Here is a 15,778-nt window from a genome sequence, read left to right as displayed (position 1 = left end):
GCAATACGCGGCGTTTTTTTCGCCCCTAAAGGCCTGACCATTAGTCCTTTAGACCTTTAAGGCTCACGCAGAAAAGCCATGTCATCGCCGCATGATGGGCCACGGCGCCAGGACGGTCCTTATGACCGACGCTTATCATTCTCAGAAGAGAGGTTACCGCCAGTGAATCACGCCACCTATGCCGCTCCAGCGCTCAACGCCGCCATCCGCAAAACCTGGCGCAGACTGGTGCCATTGATGTTCGCCATGTACTTCATCGCGTTTATCGACAGGGTCAACGTCGGCTTTGCCAAAGACGCGATGGCCATCGATATCGCGCTGTCGCAATCCGCCTTTGCACTGGGCGCGGGGATATTCTTTGCCGCCTATGCGCTGTTCGGCATTCCGGCCAACCTGTTGATGAATCGCTGGGGCGCCAAACGCTGGCTCAGCGCCACCACCGCGCTGTGGGGGGCATTGTCGGCCTGTACCGGGCTGGTGGCCAACGAGCAGCAATTTATTGTCCTGCGCTTTCTGCTGGGGATCGCCGAAGCCGGCTTTTACCCCGGCATCCTGCTGCTGGCGTCGATCTATTTTCCCAATAAGGTGCGCGCCTCGGTCATTGGCATTTTCGTGCTTGGCGTACCGGCGGCCCTGACGCTCGGCTCACCGCTGTCGGGGGCCTTGCTGGAGATGCACGGCGTGTTGGGCAAGCCCGGCTGGTTCTGGATGTTCGTGCTGGAAGGGTTGCCGGCCGTCGTCCTCGGCGTCTTCGCCTTTTTCTATCTCGACGATAGCCCAGGGCAGGCCCGCTTTCTCACCGAGGAAGAACGTAATGCGCTGGTCACACAGCTGGCCGCTGAACAGCAGCGCACCGAAACCAGCAGCGTTAAAGCGGCGATGAGAAGCGGCAAAGTTTGGCATCTGGCGTTGATCTACGGCACCCTGCAAATCGGCGTATACGGCCTGATGTTTTTTCTGCCGTCGCAGATCGCCTCGCTGATGGGCACCCATCTCGGCTTCAAGGCCTCGTTGGTAGCCGCCATTCCCTGGGCATGCTCCGCGCTTGGCGTCTATTTCCTGCCGCGCTATGCCGACAGAAAAACCGCCAGAAGATTGCCGATCGCCGTTGGCTGCATGGTCGCGGCAGCGCTGGGGTTGGTCGTCTCTTCCTATGCCGGCCCGTTGCTCGCTATCGTCGCCCTGAGCTGTTGCGCAGTCAGTTTTCTGGCGGTACAACCCATTTTCTGGACGTTTCCCGCTCAGCTGCTCACCGGTCCGGCGCTGGCGGCCGGCATCGGTTTTTGCACCACGCTCGGCGCCGCATTCAGCTTTTTAGCCCCGCTGATCCGCACTGAGGCGGAACAGCGTTTTCACAGCCCACATGCCGGGCCGCTGGTGCTGGCCGCCTTTTCACTGCTGTGCGCCGTGCTGTTAGGGGCGCTCAGACATCGGCATGCTGAGGCACGCAAGCAAGACGCAGAGATAACCGGATAGCGACGCGTTATTTAGCCATTATTGAACCTGCGGATGGGACACTGACAGTCAGCCCTCTCGCCCACAGGTGTTAAATGGATGAATTGACGCACATTCTCGCCAAATACAGCCCGGAACCGGAGATGTTGCTGCTGCTGATTTTCCTGTTCGCGCTGGGAAAATCCGTGATCGTGGTGTCCTCCGTCCTGCCGCCTGCCTCGGTGACGCTGCTGATGGGCATCCTTGCGGGCAAACATGCGCTGCCGATCGGCGCGGTTTGGGCGGCCATCGCCCTTGGCGCGGCGTTGGGCTCAATCCTGTCTTTCCACTGCGGCGCACTGCTCTGCCGTCGCGATCTTGGCCGCCGGCTGCCGGCACGCTTTCACGCCCCACTGCGCAAAGCGCAACGTTCCTTGCAAAAGCGCGGGCTGCCGCTGCTGTTCGCCTCGCGTTTTCTGGCGGTGATGCGTTACACCGTGCCGCTGATGGCCGGCATGCTGCAACTGCCGGCGAGGCACGTCTATGCCACCGCCGCACTCTCAGCCGCCGTTTGGGCACTGCTCTTGATGTCGGCCGCGCATGTGTTCCCCGTTTCTTGACCTGAAAGATTCTTGGGCAAATGCCCCATCCCTGCGCCGACGTTGCGCCAGCGCACAGCCTCCCTTGCCGTATAAAGTACGGTGCAACATCGCAGTTTGCGCCAGATCACCTTTCTGAACATCAGTCGAAAAATGCGAATTTTTTTGCAGAATACGCGCTTAAAACGGCGCCATGAGGGCACGATCAAAGAAATGTCTGAGCGTAACACGCTGATTTGGTTGGCGGGCCGTACAGGGGGCGAACCTCTGTCTCGTTGATTAGGCGTCAACGGCTCTACCGCCTGAGCTAACGGCCCAACGAGATAAATCGCCCTTCTTGTCACCCTCGCTGTCAAACGCTTACACCCATTACTTTTTCTCATGCGAATTTTACAACCCTTTGTTTAATCAACGAGATAAGCCGCATAAGGTCTGTTAATCCCACCGTTTGAAGAGTAATCTTCCGCTCCCTGAACGTCCGATTTGCCTCCTCTCGTGTAAAGATTGATCGACTTTTATCCCGCGTATAAATGTTGTAAACATGTTGCACAAAGGTGGCGTTATTGCACTACCTTACTAAAGCCGGACCAACCGGATAAATGTATAAAAAAGAGCCACTTCAGAGCTCACGACTTCACTAATGACAGGTAAAACAGGACATCATCAGATGGTAGATCACTCTAAAATAGCGACTGACGCGACGCCCGCTTCAGAAGATCATCTACGGCGAAACCTCACTAACCGACATATTCAACTGATCGCCATCGGCGGCGCCATCGGCACCGGTCTGTTTATGGGCTCCGGTAAAACCATCAGCCTGGCAGGCCCTTCGATCATCTTCGTGTACATGATCATCGGCTTTATGCTGTTCTTCGTGATGCGCGCCATGGGCGAGCTGCTGCTGTCCAACCTGGAATACAAATCGTTCAGCGATTTCGCCGCGGATCTGCTCGGCCCGTGGGCCGGCTTCTTCACCGGCTGGACCTACTGGTTCTGCTGGGTGGTCACCGGCATCGCCGACGTCGTGGCGATCACCGCCTATGCCCAGTTCTGGTTCCCTGAACTGTCGCAGTGGATCGCTTCGCTGCTGTGCGTGCTGTTGCTGCTCGGCCTTAATCTGGCGACGGTGAAGATGTTCGGTGAAATGGAGTTTTGGTTTGCGATGATCAAAATCGTCGCCATCGTCGGGCTGATTGTCGCCGGGTTGGTGATGATCGCCATGCAGTTCCAGTCGCCAACCGGTACCGTAGCCTCGTTCACCCATCTGTGGAATGACGGCGGCATGTTCCCGAAAGGCATCAGCGGTTTCTTCGCCGGCTTCCAGATCGCGGTATTCGCCTTCGTCGGCATTGAGCTGGTAGGCACCACCGCGGCGGAAACCAAAGATCCGGAGAAGTCACTGCCGCGCGCCATCAACTCGATTCCGATCCGCATCATCATGTTCTACGTGTTCGCCCTGATCGTCATCATGTCGGTAACGCCGTGGAGCTCCGTGGTACCGGACAAGAGCCCGTTCGTTGAATTGTTCGTGCTGATTGGCCTGCCGGCCGCGGCCAGCGTGATCAACTTCGTGGTGTTGACCTCCGCCGCCTCCTCCGCCAACAGTGGGGTATTCTCCACCAGCCGCATGCTGTTCGGGCTGGCGCAGGAAGGCGACGCGCCGAAATCGTTCGCCAACCTGTCCAAGCGCGCGGTGCCGGCCAACGGCCTCACCTTCTCCTGCATCTGCCTGCTGGGCGGCGTGGTGCTGATTTACCTGATCCCGAACGTGATGACGGTCTTCACCCTGGTGACCACCGTGTCGGCGATTCTGTTCATGTTCGTCTGGACCATCATCCTGTGTTCGTATCTGGTCTACCGCAAACGGCGCCCGGCGCTGCACCAGAAATCGATCTACAAAATGCCGGCCGGCAAACTGATGTGCTGGGTGTGCATGGCGTTCTTCGTGTTCGTGTTAGTGCTGTTGTCGCTGCGCGAAGACACCCGCCAGGCGCTGATCGTCACCCCGCTGTGGTTCATCCTGCTCGGCCTGTCTTACGTGTTCCTGCGCAAGAAGAAAACCGCGTGATGCAAAAAGGGGCGGATATCTCCGCCCCTTTGATCTTTCTTGCCTTTGCGCTAATCCGCTTCCGTCGCCACCGCCGCTTTCCCCTTGCGCCGTACGCGCAGCTCGCTGACCACCACCCCGATCACAATCAACGCGCCCCCCAACAACGCCACGCCCGGCAAACGCTCACCGGCGAGCCGCCCGACGATGCCCGCCCAGACCGGTTCGCCGGCGTAGATCACCGTAGCGCGCGTGGGTGAAACGCTGCGCTGCGCCCAGTTCATGGTCAGCTGAATCAACGCGCTGGCCAGCCCCAGCCCAATGGCGCTGTACAGCAGGTAATCCGAATACGGCGGCGGCGATTCGCCGGTCGGCGCCATCATCAAAAATGAGGCCAGCGAGGCGGTCGCCAGCTGCACAATGGTCACCCGGCGGATATTCACCTTGCCGGCAAAGGCGCCGATCAGAATGATCTCTGCCGCCATGCCCAACGTGCCGGCCAGCGTCAGAATTTCGCCGAGGCTCAGCGACATGTCCGTGCTGCTCGGCGCCGCCAGCAGCATCAGGCCGGTAAAGGCCAGTAGAATACCGATCCACGACATGATGCCGGGGAACCGCCCCAGCACCAGCCATTGCAACAGCGGCACGATCGGCACGTACATGGCGGTGATGAACGCCGATTGGCTGCTGGTAATCGTCTGCAGACCGACGGTTTGCATGCTGTAGCCGAACATGATCGCCAGCCCGATCAGTACGCCCGCCTTCAGTTCATACAAGGTCAGGCCGCGCAGCACGCGCAGCGAAAACAGCGTCAACGCCAGCGTGGCGGTGGCGAAACGCAGACCGACGAAAAAGAACGGCCCGCTGACTTGCATCGCGTGATGCACGGCCAAAAAGGTGCCGCCCCAGATCATGGTGATGAAAATCAACACCGCTTCCGGCAACCTGATTTGCGGAACCACGGCGGAAATAAAGGATTTTTTTGCTGCTGACACCGGCTTGCCCTTCCTGCTGAGTGCAATATAATGCACAGATCCTGCCAGTATGAGATAAAGTCCGGCGATGAGCAATACGGCGCATAACGCGAAAACCGATCCCCCCAAAGTGCTGCAGTACCTGAGCAGCAATCTGCGCGGCTACCGCCAACAGGCGGGCCTGAGCCAGATGGCGCTGGCCGAACTTTCCGGCGTCAGCCGCCGCATGCTGGCGGGCATCGAGGCCGGCGATCGCAACGTCAGTCTGGCGGTGCTCGACAAGCTCGCCGCCGCCCTGGCGATTTCGTTCACCGATCTGATTCAGGCGCCAGAGGCTCGCGGCAGCCATCTGGTAGGCGAGTTGGCCTGGCAAGGCGCACAGCCGGGCAGCCAGGCGCTGTTTGCCGCCAGCGTGCCGGCAAGCCAACGGGCCGAGCTGTGGGAATGGACGCTGATGCCGGGCGAGCGCTACGACTCGGCGCCGGACGCCGAAGGCTGGAGCGAAATCATCTACGTGATTGCCGGCACCCTGACGCTGGAACTGGAACAAGGCACGCTGACGCTCAGCGCCGGCGCCACGCAAACCTTCAACAGCGATCAGCGCTACGCTTACGCCAACCACGGCGATCTCCCGCTGCGCTTTATCCGCAACGTCGCCTTCTGACTGCCCGCCGGCCCGCGCCGGCGGCGGATGTCGTGTCGCTGTCGTGCCGCTGTCGTGGCGCCGCTACCCCGCGCCTCCTACACTGGATGACAGTGACAGCGAACTCGGGAGTGCACCATGCAAAAGTACCGCATCAGACCATTACGCCTGGAAAAAGGCTGGTCGCAGGAGCAGTTGGCGGCCATCGCCGGCCTCAGCACCCGCACCGTACAGCGGATTGAAAACGGCGAACAGGCCAGCCTGGAAACCTTGACCGCAATCGCCGCCGCGCTGGGCGTGCAGGTCAGCGATCTCAATGCGCAGCCGCAACAGGCAATGGAGGAGGAGACGCCTGACGAACAGCGCATTCGTCGCCAGGTCGCGGCAGAAGGCAAACTGCTGAGCATGGCGGTACGTTTCGCCGTGATTGGCGTGATGTTGTTCGCCATCAACTGGTTTACCCATCCGCAATATCTCTGGTCGCTGTGGGCGATCGGCGGCATGAGCCTCGCGCTGATCATGCGGGCGGTGCGCACCCTGCTGCTGCGCAACGTCTTCAGCCGCTGGCAGGAACAGCGGCTGGCGCAAAAACTCAGGCGCCTGCCGTGAGCGTTAGCCACTCGGCCAGCCGGGCCAACGCGCTGCCCGGCACGATAGGCTGCGGCGACAGCAGGTAATAGCCGCTGCCATCGGGCGTAAAACCGAACGGCGCGCTCAACAAGCCGGCGGCCAGATCGTCTCGCACCTGCAGCCATGGGCCGATTGCGATACCAAGGCCGGCTACCGCGGCCTGCAGGCTGAAATAGAAATGGTCAAAGCGCTGTTCCGGATGCCCCGCCAATGTCACCCCCTGCTGATGCGCCCAGTGCCGCCAGGCATCCGGCCGGGTCGCGGCATGCAGCAGTTTGGCGCCCGGCAGCAAAAGCCGCCGTCCGTCCACAGAGGCCGTCAGCCTCGTCAGCGCCTCGGGTTGGCACACCGGCCCGACCTTTTCATTGAACAGCGCCAGGCTATGCGCCTGCTTTCCCCAATCGAAGTCATTGCGCCGGATCGCCGCCGTGATGCCGTCATGGAACGAAAACGGACCGCCGCCCGCCACCAGCTGTAAGTTGATGTCCGGGTGCGCCCGCTGAAAAGCCGGCAAACGCGGGATCAGCCAACGCATCAATAAGGTCGGTTCACAGGACAAGATCAGCGGCGCATTGAGCGCCTGCTGGCGCAGCTCCAGTGCGGTATGGTCCAAAATGCCGAAGGCCTGCTGTGTCGCCTGAAACAGCTTGCGGCCCGCCGCCGTGAGCAGTACTCGCCTATGGCGGCGCTCAAACAACGCCACGCCCAATTCCTCTTCCAGCGCCCTCACCGCCCGGCTGATGGCGCCATGCGTCAAATTCAGCCCCTGCGCCGCCTGGGTGAAACTTTCCAGCCGCGCGGCGGCCTCGAAACAGCGCAGCCCGCCCAACGGCAATGGCCTGGCTCTATTGCGTGAGTTTTTCTCACCGATATCGTCACTATTCATCGTTTGTCACCGAGAAAAATTACTCTTATAAATCAGTCACTCTATTGATAAACATCGCAAGGATAACTATGACTGAACTCATCGCTGTCGTCACCATTACTTTACTCGCTGTAATCAGCCCCGGGCCGGATTTCGCCATGGTCTCGCGCAACAGCCTGCTGCTCTCCCGCCGCGCCGGCATCTTCACCGCCTGCGGCATTGGCGCCGGCGTACTGATCCATGTCAGCTATACGCTGATTGGCGTCGGCGTGTTGATCCAACAGTCGCCCTGGTTGTTTAACCTGCTCAAAGGCATCGGCGCCGCCTACCTGATCTACCTCGGCTTTACGCTGCTGCCCAACGCAACCCATCACGACGCTGCGCCCACCACGACGCCGGCCGCCATCAGCGATCTCGCCGCCCTGAAAACCGGCTTTCTCACCAACGCGTTAAATCCGAAAACCACCATCTTCATCGTCAGTTTGTTCATGCAGGTGGTCTCTCCCCACACCGCGCTCGGCGTACAGATCGGCTATGGCCTCTTTATCGCCGCCGTCCATGTATTCTGGTTCGCCGCCGTCGCGCTGCTGTTTTCCGCGCCGGGCGTCAATGCGCGCTTTTTGCGTTTGCGCCGCGGCATCGATCGCACCTTTGGCGGGCTGCTGATTGTCTTTGGCGCCCTGTTGGCGATCGCCGGCATCAGGTAACGCCGCGACGCCAAGTTCGTCATTCGCTTCTATGCTTATCAGGGGTTTTTGTTAATCATCTGAGCGGGAGTACGAAACATGACGAAACTGTTGGTGCTTTATTACTCAATGTACGGCCACATCGAACGCCTGGCGCAGGCGGTGGCCGAAGGGGCGAATCGGGTCGATAACGTGGACGTGACGGTCAAACGCGTGCCGGAAACCATGACGCCGGAAGCCTTCGCCAAGGCCGGGGGCAAGCAACACCAGCAGGCGCCGGTCGCCACCCCGCAAGAGCTGGCGGACTATGATGGCATTATCTTCGGTACGCCGACCCGCTTCGGCAACATGGCCGGACAGATGCGCACCTTCCTCGATCAGACCGGCGGCCTGTGGGCTTCCGGCGCGCTGTACGGCAAAGTGGGCAGCGTCTTCTCCTCCACCGGCACCGGCGGCGGCCAGGAGCAAACCATCAGTTCGACCTGGACCACGCTGGCGCACCACGGCTTCATCATCGTGCCGATCGGCTATGCGACGCCGGAGCTGTTTGACGTTTCGCAGGTGCGCGGGGGCACCCCCTATGGCGCGACCACCATCGCCGGCGCCGACGGTTCGCGACAGCCGAGCAACGAAGAGCTGACCATTGCCCGCTATCAGGGCGAGCACGTGGCGAAAATCACCGCCAAGCTGAAAAGTTAATCGCCCTCCTGCACCCGTGATTCAAAGGGCCGCGCATTCGCACGGCCCCATCTTGTTGCCGACCCGCCGCAAGGTTAGAATGCCCCTCCCCCGGCCATTCAGCGTCTGAAGGCCAGGCCCGAATTCGTTCTGCCCGTCGCTCATCGGCTTTCAGCCCGAGGACGGGCGTTCTGTTTTTTGCGCACAGCGAAGGGAATAAGTCAGTGTCTAAAGATTTTGATGAACTAATAAGAGACATGGATCTTATTATTGAAAATGTAGACAGCTTCAAAGCTCTGGCTCCGCGCGCGCCCGAGCCGGCTCCGGCCCCGCCGCCGCCGGTTCATCACTACGACTCGTTCTGCGAAAACATCGCGTTGAAAGTGGTATTGAAGGTGCTGCTGTCTTCGGTGGACAAGATAGTCAAAGTGCAGATCGCCAACAAGGTCGAGCAAGAGATCGCCCAAATTGAGCAGCAGGTGGTGCGCGCCGGCGGCGGGCCGGTATCACCGGACGATCTGGCGCAGATGACGCACTACGTTCGCCGCACGGTCAACGACCTGCTGGAATAACCCCCCTTTTGAAACGGCGTCTGTTGGACGCCGTTTTTATTTCTGCCGACTTTAACGTGCGGTATCGCTGTACCATGACTGACACATTCACAACATGAATGTGTTGCATTGTTGTATTCGTTTCACTGCGATAAGTTTAATTTACTGTAAATACATACAGTATTTTTTAACTTATTGAGGATATGAATATGCGCTTTAACAACAAGATGTTGGCCCTGGCCGCCCTGCTGTTCGCCGCACAGGCGTCGGCCGAGACGCTCGAATCTATCGACAACTGCGCGGTTGGCTGCCCGACCGGCGGCAGCAGCAATGTGTCGATCGTGCGTCATGCTTATACGTTGAACAATAACAGCACCACCAAATTCGCCAACTGGGTAGCCTATCACATCACCAAAGACACGCCGGCCAGCGGCAAGACGCGCAACTGGAAAACCGACCCGGCGCTCAATCCGGCAGATACCCTGGCCCCTGCCGATTACACCGGCGCCAACGCGGCGCTGAAGGTCGATCGCGGCCATCAGGCGCCGCTGGCCTCGTTGGCCGGCGTTTCCGACTGGGAATCGCTGAACTACCTGTCCAACATCACGCCGCAAAAGTCCGACCTGAACCAGGGCGCCTGGGCGCGGCTGGAAGATCAGGAGCGCAAGCTTATCGATCGCGCGGACATCTCTTCGGTCTATACCGTGACCGGGCCGCTGTATGAACGCGATATGGGCAAACTGCCGGGCACCCAGAAAGCGCACACCATCCCCAGCGCCTACTGGAAGGTGATTTTCATCAACAACAGCCCGGCGGTGAACCACTATGCCGCTTTCCTGTTCGATCAAAACACGCCGAAGGGCGCCGATTTTTGCCAATTCCGCGTGACGGTGGACGAGATCGAGAAACGCACCGGCCTGATCATCTGGGCTGGTCTGCCTGACGACGTACAGGCTTCGCTGAAGAACAAGCCCGGCGTTCTGCCGGAGTTGATGGGCTGCAAAAACTGACGGAAAAACCCGCTTCGGCGGGTTTATTTTACTCGGGCATCAGACGGCGCTCACTCCGCCAACGGCATCACGCTTACACTCGCTCATCCGCCGCAACAATAAATTGGTGAAAACGTTCGATTTCCAATTTACGCATGGCGTTCATTTTATGCTGGCTGACGGTTTTCTCGGAAATGCCCAACGCCTTAGCGACGCCGGTATTCGGTTTTCCCGCCAGCAGCATGGCCAACACCGAAAGCTCGCGCGGCGACAGGCTCTGCCCTTTGCAGCTCGCGGTGAACATTTTTATTGCCTCAACGAACGTCGTAAGACCAATGTTTTTTTTCAGACAGTTAAAATTCGCCAGTCGCGGCGTTTCCACGCCGGTTAAGACGATCGTATTGTCAGGCCTGTCGATAATATGCGATAAGAAATTCATAACCCGACAGATAGACGAGAAAGAGACGATGACCACTTCTGCATGACAATACATGGCATGTAATCCACGGCGTGCAGATGAATGCAGCCCCATAACTTCAACGCCCTCCAACGACATTAAGATCTGCGATATGCCATAGAATAAATAGTAATCATCAGAAAATATAGCCACTCGCACAGGATCACCCCATTGCTATTTGTCATGGGCGCGTTTTTAACAACGCCCCCATGGCAGTCATGTCAATTAACTTTATTGGTCCGACTTACTTAAGTGAAGAACATAATGAGATCAGCAATGCGGACAGCGATGAGAGATATTTTTCATCCAAATTCATAATGCCATCTTCACTGTATTTCACGTTATTATCTAGAATTTCATGAATACTCTCGACGGCACATACGGCATCCTTCCAAACTACGCGCCGACCGAAAGGCGAAGCGCCGAGATATTGCGCGCTTTGGCGAAAACCAACGATAAAGTCGCGCAATATATCGAGCACAATCAATACTTCCTCCCTGCTGACACACCGCTTCATTTGCACTTTATCCAGGAAAACGCTGAGCGTGCTTTGTAAGGAAAACAGGTTCTTGAACAACCCGCCGGCGATATCCTTCGGTGTTTTCACGCTGGTTGATATGACAAAAGGGAGCTCTCCATGCTGCGAGATATATTGATAAAGCCCATTTATCGCCGTCGTCGGCTTAATATCCAAACCGCGAAGAATGACGTCAACCTCATCTTTTAGCGATTTTTCCACTTTGACACCGATCTGGATTTGTTCCGTCATACAATTCATCCTCAACATAGAGATCCGGATTAAACACCAATATTATTCAAGCAAATAATATTCGCCACCAATTACCATGTTAAGATTTTTCTTATATGTGGCAACCTGTTTTTTATTATTAAAAATAACAAAAGAATTATTTATATATAATGTTAAGCGTAGCCGATGTGTTAATTCCCCCGCTGCTCATTGCGGTGGGGCTGTAAGGATAATAATAGGCCGCCATGCCGATGGAAAATTGTGCATCCAAGGCATTGCCGGTTCCCACATGAAATAATGAAGTCGCCGCGCCTGGCGTCACGCTGGAAAGCGACAGCGTGACGGGATTATTCGGCGTAGCCGTCTTGACCAGCCGGATGCCAATGCCTTTTGCCGCCTCAGCGCTTTTATCAATCAAAACCGTATTATCCGAAGACAACAGATTATTGCTGGATAAAAACATATTGATATCCCGATCGGCCGTGCCGCCACTTTGCCGATTCTGGCAGCTGAAATTCAGCGTAAAGGGCGTCAGGCCATTTTGCGCCCCCTGAGTAATCTGCGATATCCCCAGCGTCGGCAACTTCACCGCCAGGCCGGCATTGTCGAAAGTGCAGGTCGTCATCTTGGGCGCATACTTGATGGTCATCGGCTGCCCGTACATATCGCGCTGATCGTAAGGCCAATTGAAACCGTTGAGCAGCCAGGTCAAGATCTTCACCAACTGCTTGGCGGGCCACAAAATGATCTCCAGCAAGGACATCCCGCTCAGATCGGTCACGAACATCACGTCCTTAAGGCTAACCGTGTCGCCGGGTATCGATGTGCCCGTCTTGCTGACCAGACTGAAACGAATATTCATCGGCTGATTCAATTCCGAAGCGGAGTGCGATCCCCAACCGCTAAGTTTTTTGTTGGCGATGTCGTTGGTTATTTCAGCGCGTATCCAATATTTACCGTTGTTGAATCCCAGAATGGTCGCCTTTGTGCTGTCGGTTGACAGGATGCGCGTATAGCCGAATTCGCTGCTCGAGGTTGAACAACTGAATGAACCGCTGTATTGCGTATAAAAACTGCCTTCCCAGACCGGGGTTTTATCGCTGAGCTTATCCGACAAATCGACGTAGATAGGCGGCGCATATTGAATGCCGTTGCCGTAGCATGAAGCGTAACTGTAACCGCTGAACAACAGGGACAGGGTCAGTGCGAGTATCCTGAGCATGGTGTAATTATCCTTTTATCGACATGTGTTGGCTGCGCTGTCCATCGAGATTTTCGGGCGTTCAATCTTGCAGACACCGTCATTCAGCCTGACCTCCAGTGACGTTGGCTGCTGCTCCACCCGCAGATACAGGACGCTGGCCTGCCCGACGAAGCCAATGGCATGCCCGCTTTGATCCGCCACCTCCGCACCAAATGGCAGGGGCTTATTGCCGCGCTTAAAGGCGCGCAGCGTATAAGGCCGACGCCGATCGGTTTCGAATCTCAAATAGTTGACGGCGCCGGCATAGGGCACGCTGTTGGCGATATTGCCGACGATCTCGGCGCCGGAACTGTTGCCGGTATCCGACAATGTCACGGAGTTTTGCCGGTAAGGCGTGGCGTAAGGCACCAAAGCCAGCCCTTCGTCGTTAGTGACGATGCTCTCGTCGCCGTTCACCATCAGCCCTTTGGCCTTGGGCGCGTCCACCACCATCATGGTGTTGCCCATTTCGTTGGACGCCAGCAAATGCCAAGGGATCGCCACCAGGCTGCCTCGGGCGCTCATGCCCAACTGTCGATAGTCTGATGATTCACTGTAGGAGCCGCCAACGGTCGTCGCGTTGGCGCGATAGGCGGCATTCACGCTCGCCATGCTGTTGCCGCCGCTTTGATTGCTGCCGGCAAGCGCATAACTCAGACGGTTTGATTCCAGCGCATTGCCGCTCAGGCTCAGCGAGCTTTGCTGATAGTGCGAATCGGTGGCGGATAAGCTGGTGCTGAGATAGGCATTGTTGTCGAACATCGACAACGGCACGCTCAAAGAGAGATAAAACCGCATCTCTTCTTTGCGATCGGAATTTCTCACGCGACTCGCGGAAATGTTGTAACTGACGCGCGCGAAGGCATTTGAATACCCGAGCTGGTATTCCCGGCTTTTATTCGTATCCGACCAATAGTCGCGCTGGGTGCCGGAGAAATAGAGCGTGCCCCACCCGTCTGCGAGCCTCTGATTCAGGTTCAAATTGAAGGTATTGCGCGGACGAGCGGCGCGAACGGCATCCCAGGTATTCAAATCCAGCGGGGCAAGCTCATCGTCATCCCGATCGTTCCAATAATCGTGAAAGCGCTTGTCACGCTCGCGGTAGCCTTGATGGGTGTAGATGGCATCGTTGAAACTGTAATAACCTTTGGTCGAATAACGGTATGCCGCCAGCGTGAAGTTGGTTGCGGTAGCGTCCAAAAACTTGCTGTAGGCGATCCGAAAACTTTGCCCATTCTCATTGCGATCCTGCAAATGCGTCGAGGCCTGAGTCACATCGACGGATACCGCGCCGAACGGCAGATTCCAGCCACTGCCCAGCAGCCAGGCGCGATAGTCCTCGCTGAGGATCGTACCGGCGTAACCGGTGACCAGATTATTGAAGCCGTACTGCAGCGTGCCCTGCACGAAAGCGGGCGCATAGTCGGTATCCGCCTGATTGACCTTACCGGCAACCAGGCCATATTTGCTGACGCCCTGCTTCAACATGTTGGGAACGGCGGAAAACGGCACGGTAAAGGATTGTTCCCGCCCGTCGGCTTCCCTGACCACGACCAACAGATCCCCCGCAGAACCGGTCGGCAATATATTGTCCAGCGTAAAGGCGCCCGGCGGCACGTTCTCCTGATAGATGAGGTTGCCGTTTTGCAATACTTTCACCAGGGCATTGCTCTGCGCCACGCCCCGTACTATCGGCGAAAAGCCCTGCTGCGAATTGGGCCGCATGTTGATATCCGAGGCTAAAGCGCCGCCCCGCACCCGAATCGAGTCGAACAAATCACCCGGCGAATAGAAATCGCCCATCGTCAGGTTCGATTTGATGGCGGCGAAGCCACGCTGCACATAGCGAGTATTATTTTGCCAATCGCTGCCTTGCCGCGAACTGCTGCGGAAATTGCTGCTGTCTCTGAATTGCCAACCCGCCAGATTGACCCCCGATTCCAAACCGGTATAGAAATCGTCGTTTGACGCCTTGTCGCCCTGCAACGACTGCACGTGGTAATAGGTGGCGTTATAGGCCAGCAGCAACGCAGGCACGCCGCGATCCCAAAATTTGGCGTCAACATAGCCGGCCTCTGCGCGAATCACTCGCGACTGGGGCACCGTCAGCTTAAGGCTCAACGTCCCCACATCGAAGTCCGCCCTTCCTCCTTGCACCAACGTTTGGACGGGGATCGGCCCCTTGTCCATCCCGATGGACAAACGACTCATATCGATGCCCAACAGGGCGGCGTCACGATGGGCGATGCGAATATCGCCTTTATGTTCGCCGAACTGCAACGAGAACCGCCCTTTCCAACTCTGGTTGACATACACGTCGACCGTTTGCGTGCCTGCCGGCATGTCATTATTGAGGTAAAAACGCGACAGATCGGATTCGCTGGACGCGCCGGCCAATAAAGAAGTGTCGAATTTCATCGCCGATGCTTTATTTAACGGTATGAATACAGATGCGGTCAGTATCGAAAGCAATTTTAGTTTAAGCTTCATGGCCGTTCTTCACGTTAGCGGGCTGTAATGGCTTTAGATTTATAAGCCCCCAGGTCGTCGATATAGAGCAGGGTGTAGGGAATATTCCGGCTCACGCCAACTTTGGTCGGGGCAAAGAGGCTGGAATATGGCCCGACCATCACTGAATCGACCAACAGATTCTTTTTGCCTTTCTGATCAACATTAGCCAACGTAAAATAGTAAGGGCCTTTGTTGATAACCTTAAATCCCTTCCCCGCCGCCTGGAGTTCAATGAAGTCTGTGATGTTATTGACACTGCCGGTTAACCCTGTCGGGCGATAAAATAGCTTGATGCGCGATTTGATGGCTAATTGCAGCGTGTTGACGCCCTGCAAATTCTCCGGCGTAGGCGGGATATCCAGCACATTCAAATAAAATATCGACTCACGATCGCCGGGAAGCGCCGCGTTCATTTTTTGTATGCGTAATTGCTGGCCATTATTTCCGGCAACTTTCACAACCGGCGGGGATAACAAGAACGGCACGTTTGCCGTTTCAGGCGTCGAATTTATATCACCGTCATCAATCCATGCCTGCACCAGTGCCGGATCGTCACCATTGTTGACTAACTGAACGATAACATCCTTGTTTTTTTCCGGATAAATAACGCGCGTTCCATTAATTACAATATTGGCATCGGCGCAAAAGCTGCTGAGAAACAATCCAGCAAAGATTAAGCACTGTTTCATAGTCACCCCAGAAGCCAGGCCTTTGCCTTGGGCA

The 15,778-nt window shown here is 56.9% G+C and carries 16 protein-coding genes and 1 tRNA gene; 9 read left to right on the top strand and 8 right to left on the bottom strand.

Going from position 1 to position 15,778, the window contains the following annotated elements; all coding sequences use genetic code 11:
* Positions 1 to 162 precede the first annotated feature (162 nt).
* Together ACJ8PE_RS18695 and ACJ8PE_RS18690 are read left to right on the top strand one after the other, a co-directional pair.
* On the top strand, positions 163 to 1,476 hold the full coding sequence (locus tag ACJ8PE_RS18695) for an MFS transporter (RefSeq protein ID WP_046686798.1): 1,314 nt from the start codon (positions 163 to 165) through the stop codon (positions 1,474 to 1,476).
* A gap of 74 nt (positions 1,477 to 1,550) precedes the next feature.
* Positions 1,551 to 2,054 (top strand): DedA family protein, encoded by a 504-nt coding sequence (locus ACJ8PE_RS18690; protein ID WP_197761143.1) that lies wholly within the window; start codon positions 1,551 to 1,553, stop codon positions 2,052 to 2,054.
* Between the two features lie 220 nt (positions 2,055 to 2,274).
* Here ACJ8PE_RS18690 and ACJ8PE_RS18685 read toward each other — a convergent pair.
* Positions 2,275 to 2,350, bottom strand: a tRNA-Arg gene (locus ACJ8PE_RS18685).
* Positions 2,351 to 2,700: 350 nt separating this feature from the next.
* Between ACJ8PE_RS18685 and cycA the strand changes: the two genes are divergently transcribed.
* On the top strand, positions 2,701 to 4,101 hold the full coding sequence (cycA, locus tag ACJ8PE_RS18680; protein ID WP_033642613.1) for a D-serine/D-alanine/glycine transporter: 1,401 nt from the start codon (positions 2,701 to 2,703) through the stop codon (positions 4,099 to 4,101).
* Positions 4,102 to 4,151: 50 nt separating this feature from the next.
* Here the strand turns inward: cycA and ACJ8PE_RS18675 are convergent, their stop codons facing one another.
* The gene (locus ACJ8PE_RS18675) at positions 4,152 to 5,075 is read right to left on the bottom strand and encodes a DMT family transporter (RefSeq protein WP_033642612.1); all 924 of its coding nucleotides are present in this window, start codon (positions 5,073 to 5,075) and stop codon (positions 4,152 to 4,154) included.
* A 67-nt stretch (positions 5,076 to 5,142) separates the two neighbouring features.
* On the opposite strand from ACJ8PE_RS18675, the gene ACJ8PE_RS18670 reads away from it, so the two are divergent.
* Positions 5,143 to 5,718: a helix-turn-helix domain-containing protein gene (locus tag ACJ8PE_RS18670; RefSeq protein ID WP_197792751.1), complete on the top strand. Its 576-nt coding sequence runs from the start codon at positions 5,143 to 5,145 to the stop codon at positions 5,716 to 5,718.
* A 117-nt stretch (positions 5,719 to 5,835) separates the two neighbouring features.
* The gene (locus tag ACJ8PE_RS18665) at positions 5,836 to 6,306 is read left to right on the top strand and encodes a helix-turn-helix domain-containing protein (protein ID WP_197792749.1); all 471 of its coding nucleotides are present in this window, start codon (positions 5,836 to 5,838) and stop codon (positions 6,304 to 6,306) included.
* On the opposite strand, the gene ACJ8PE_RS18660 is transcribed toward ACJ8PE_RS18665, so the two are convergent.
* Entirely contained in the window at positions 6,290 to 7,213 is a 924-nt protein-coding gene (locus ACJ8PE_RS18660) for a LysR family transcriptional regulator (RefSeq protein ID WP_033642608.1), read from the bottom strand. The two genes, ACJ8PE_RS18665 and ACJ8PE_RS18660, sit on opposite strands and share 17 nt — an antisense overlap.
* A gap of 68 nt (positions 7,214 to 7,281) precedes the next feature.
* On the opposite strand from ACJ8PE_RS18660, the gene ACJ8PE_RS18655 reads away from it, so the two are divergent.
* The 4 genes from ACJ8PE_RS18655 (at position 7,282) to ACJ8PE_RS18640 (ending at position 10,117) form a co-directional block, all read left to right on the top strand.
* Positions 7,282 to 7,899, top strand: a complete 618-nt coding sequence (locus tag ACJ8PE_RS18655) for a LysE family translocator (protein ID WP_197792748.1) — start codon at positions 7,282 to 7,284, stop codon at positions 7,897 to 7,899.
* Between the two features lie 78 nt (positions 7,900 to 7,977).
* Positions 7,978 to 8,577, top strand: a complete 600-nt coding sequence (gene wrbA, locus ACJ8PE_RS18650) for an NAD(P)H:quinone oxidoreductase (protein WP_033650699.1) — start codon at positions 7,978 to 7,980, stop codon at positions 8,575 to 8,577.
* A gap of 236 nt (positions 8,578 to 8,813) precedes the next feature.
* A complete protein-coding gene (locus tag ACJ8PE_RS18645; RefSeq protein WP_016928271.1) occupies positions 8,814 to 9,128 on the top strand; it encodes a hypothetical protein in 315 nt (104 codons plus the stop codon).
* A 188-nt stretch (positions 9,129 to 9,316) separates the two neighbouring features.
* Entirely contained in the window at positions 9,317 to 10,117 is an 801-nt protein-coding gene (locus ACJ8PE_RS18640; protein WP_033650698.1) for a DNA/RNA non-specific endonuclease, read from the top strand.
* Positions 10,118 to 10,190: 73 nt separating this feature from the next.
* Here ACJ8PE_RS18640 and ACJ8PE_RS18635 read toward each other — a convergent pair whose 3' ends face one another.
* From ACJ8PE_RS18635 to ACJ8PE_RS18615, 5 genes are all read right to left on the bottom strand, one after another.
* Positions 10,191 to 10,706 carry a response regulator transcription factor gene (locus ACJ8PE_RS18635; RefSeq protein ID WP_080280843.1) on the bottom strand — a complete coding sequence of 172 codons (516 nt, stop codon included), beginning with the start codon at positions 10,704 to 10,706 and terminating at the stop codon, positions 10,191 to 10,193.
* Between the two features lie 91 nt (positions 10,707 to 10,797).
* Positions 10,798 to 11,322 carry a hypothetical protein gene (locus ACJ8PE_RS18630; protein ID WP_049866670.1) on the bottom strand — a complete coding sequence of 175 codons (525 nt, stop codon included), beginning with the start codon at positions 11,320 to 11,322 and terminating at the stop codon, positions 10,798 to 10,800.
* A 136-nt stretch (positions 11,323 to 11,458) separates the two neighbouring features.
* Positions 11,459 to 12,523, bottom strand: a complete 1,065-nt coding sequence (locus ACJ8PE_RS18625) for a fimbrial protein (RefSeq protein ID WP_197761155.1) — start codon at positions 12,521 to 12,523, stop codon at positions 11,459 to 11,461.
* 15 nt (positions 12,524 to 12,538) lie between these two features.
* The gene (locus ACJ8PE_RS18620) at positions 12,539 to 15,034 is read right to left on the bottom strand and encodes a fimbria/pilus outer membrane usher protein (RefSeq protein ID WP_197792746.1); all 2,496 of its coding nucleotides are present in this window, start codon (positions 15,032 to 15,034) and stop codon (positions 12,539 to 12,541) included.
* Between the two features lie 14 nt (positions 15,035 to 15,048).
* Complete coding sequence (locus ACJ8PE_RS18615) at positions 15,049 to 15,744, bottom strand: fimbrial biogenesis chaperone (RefSeq protein ID WP_197792744.1); 696 nt, start codon at positions 15,742 to 15,744, stop codon at positions 15,049 to 15,051.
* Between the last annotated feature and the right edge of the window lie 34 nt (positions 15,745 to 15,778).

It is taken from the genome of Serratia sp. CY74737 (assembly GCF_052166775.1).
Classification (GTDB): domain Bacteria; phylum Pseudomonadota; class Gammaproteobacteria; order Enterobacterales; family Enterobacteriaceae; genus Serratia; species Serratia ureilytica.
This window is presented reverse-complemented; position numbering and strand designations above follow the sequence as displayed.

Excerpts from the sequence above, each read along its gene's own strand:
- ACJ8PE_RS18615 (WP_197792744.1), bottom strand. The coding sequence starts at position 15,744 with ATGAAACAGTGCTTAATCTTTGCTGGATTGTTTCTCAGCAGCTTTTGC.
- ACJ8PE_RS18665 (WP_197792749.1), top strand. The coding sequence starts at position 5,836 with ATGCAAAAGTACCGCATCAGACCATTACGCCTGGAAAAAGGCTGGTCG.
- ACJ8PE_RS18620 (WP_197792746.1), bottom strand. The coding sequence starts at position 15,034 with ATGAAGCTTAAACTAAAATTGCTTTCGATACTGACCGCATCTGTATTC.
- ACJ8PE_RS18670 (WP_197792751.1), top strand. The coding sequence starts at position 5,143 with ATGAGCAATACGGCGCATAACGCGAAAACCGATCCCCCCAAAGTGCTG.
- ACJ8PE_RS18630 (WP_049866670.1), bottom strand. The coding sequence starts at position 11,322 with ATGACGGAACAAATCCAGATCGGTGTCAAAGTGGAAAAATCGCTAAAA.
- ACJ8PE_RS18625 (WP_197761155.1), bottom strand. The coding sequence starts at position 12,523 with ATGCTCAGGATACTCGCACTGACCCTGTCCCTGTTGTTCAGCGGTTAC.
- cycA (WP_033642613.1), top strand. The coding sequence starts at position 2,701 with ATGGTAGATCACTCTAAAATAGCGACTGACGCGACGCCCGCTTCAGAA.
- ACJ8PE_RS18655 (WP_197792748.1), top strand. The coding sequence starts at position 7,282 with ATGACTGAACTCATCGCTGTCGTCACCATTACTTTACTCGCTGTAATC.
- ACJ8PE_RS18645 (WP_016928271.1), top strand. The coding sequence starts at position 8,814 with ATGGATCTTATTATTGAAAATGTAGACAGCTTCAAAGCTCTGGCTCCG.
- ACJ8PE_RS18690 (WP_197761143.1), top strand. The coding sequence starts at position 1,551 with ATGGATGAATTGACGCACATTCTCGCCAAATACAGCCCGGAACCGGAG.
- ACJ8PE_RS18660 (WP_033642608.1), bottom strand. The coding sequence starts at position 7,213 with ATGAATAGTGACGATATCGGTGAGAAAAACTCACGCAATAGAGCCAGG.
- wrbA (WP_033650699.1), top strand. The coding sequence starts at position 7,978 with ATGACGAAACTGTTGGTGCTTTATTACTCAATGTACGGCCACATCGAA.
- ACJ8PE_RS18640 (WP_033650698.1), top strand. The coding sequence starts at position 9,317 with ATGCGCTTTAACAACAAGATGTTGGCCCTGGCCGCCCTGCTGTTCGCC.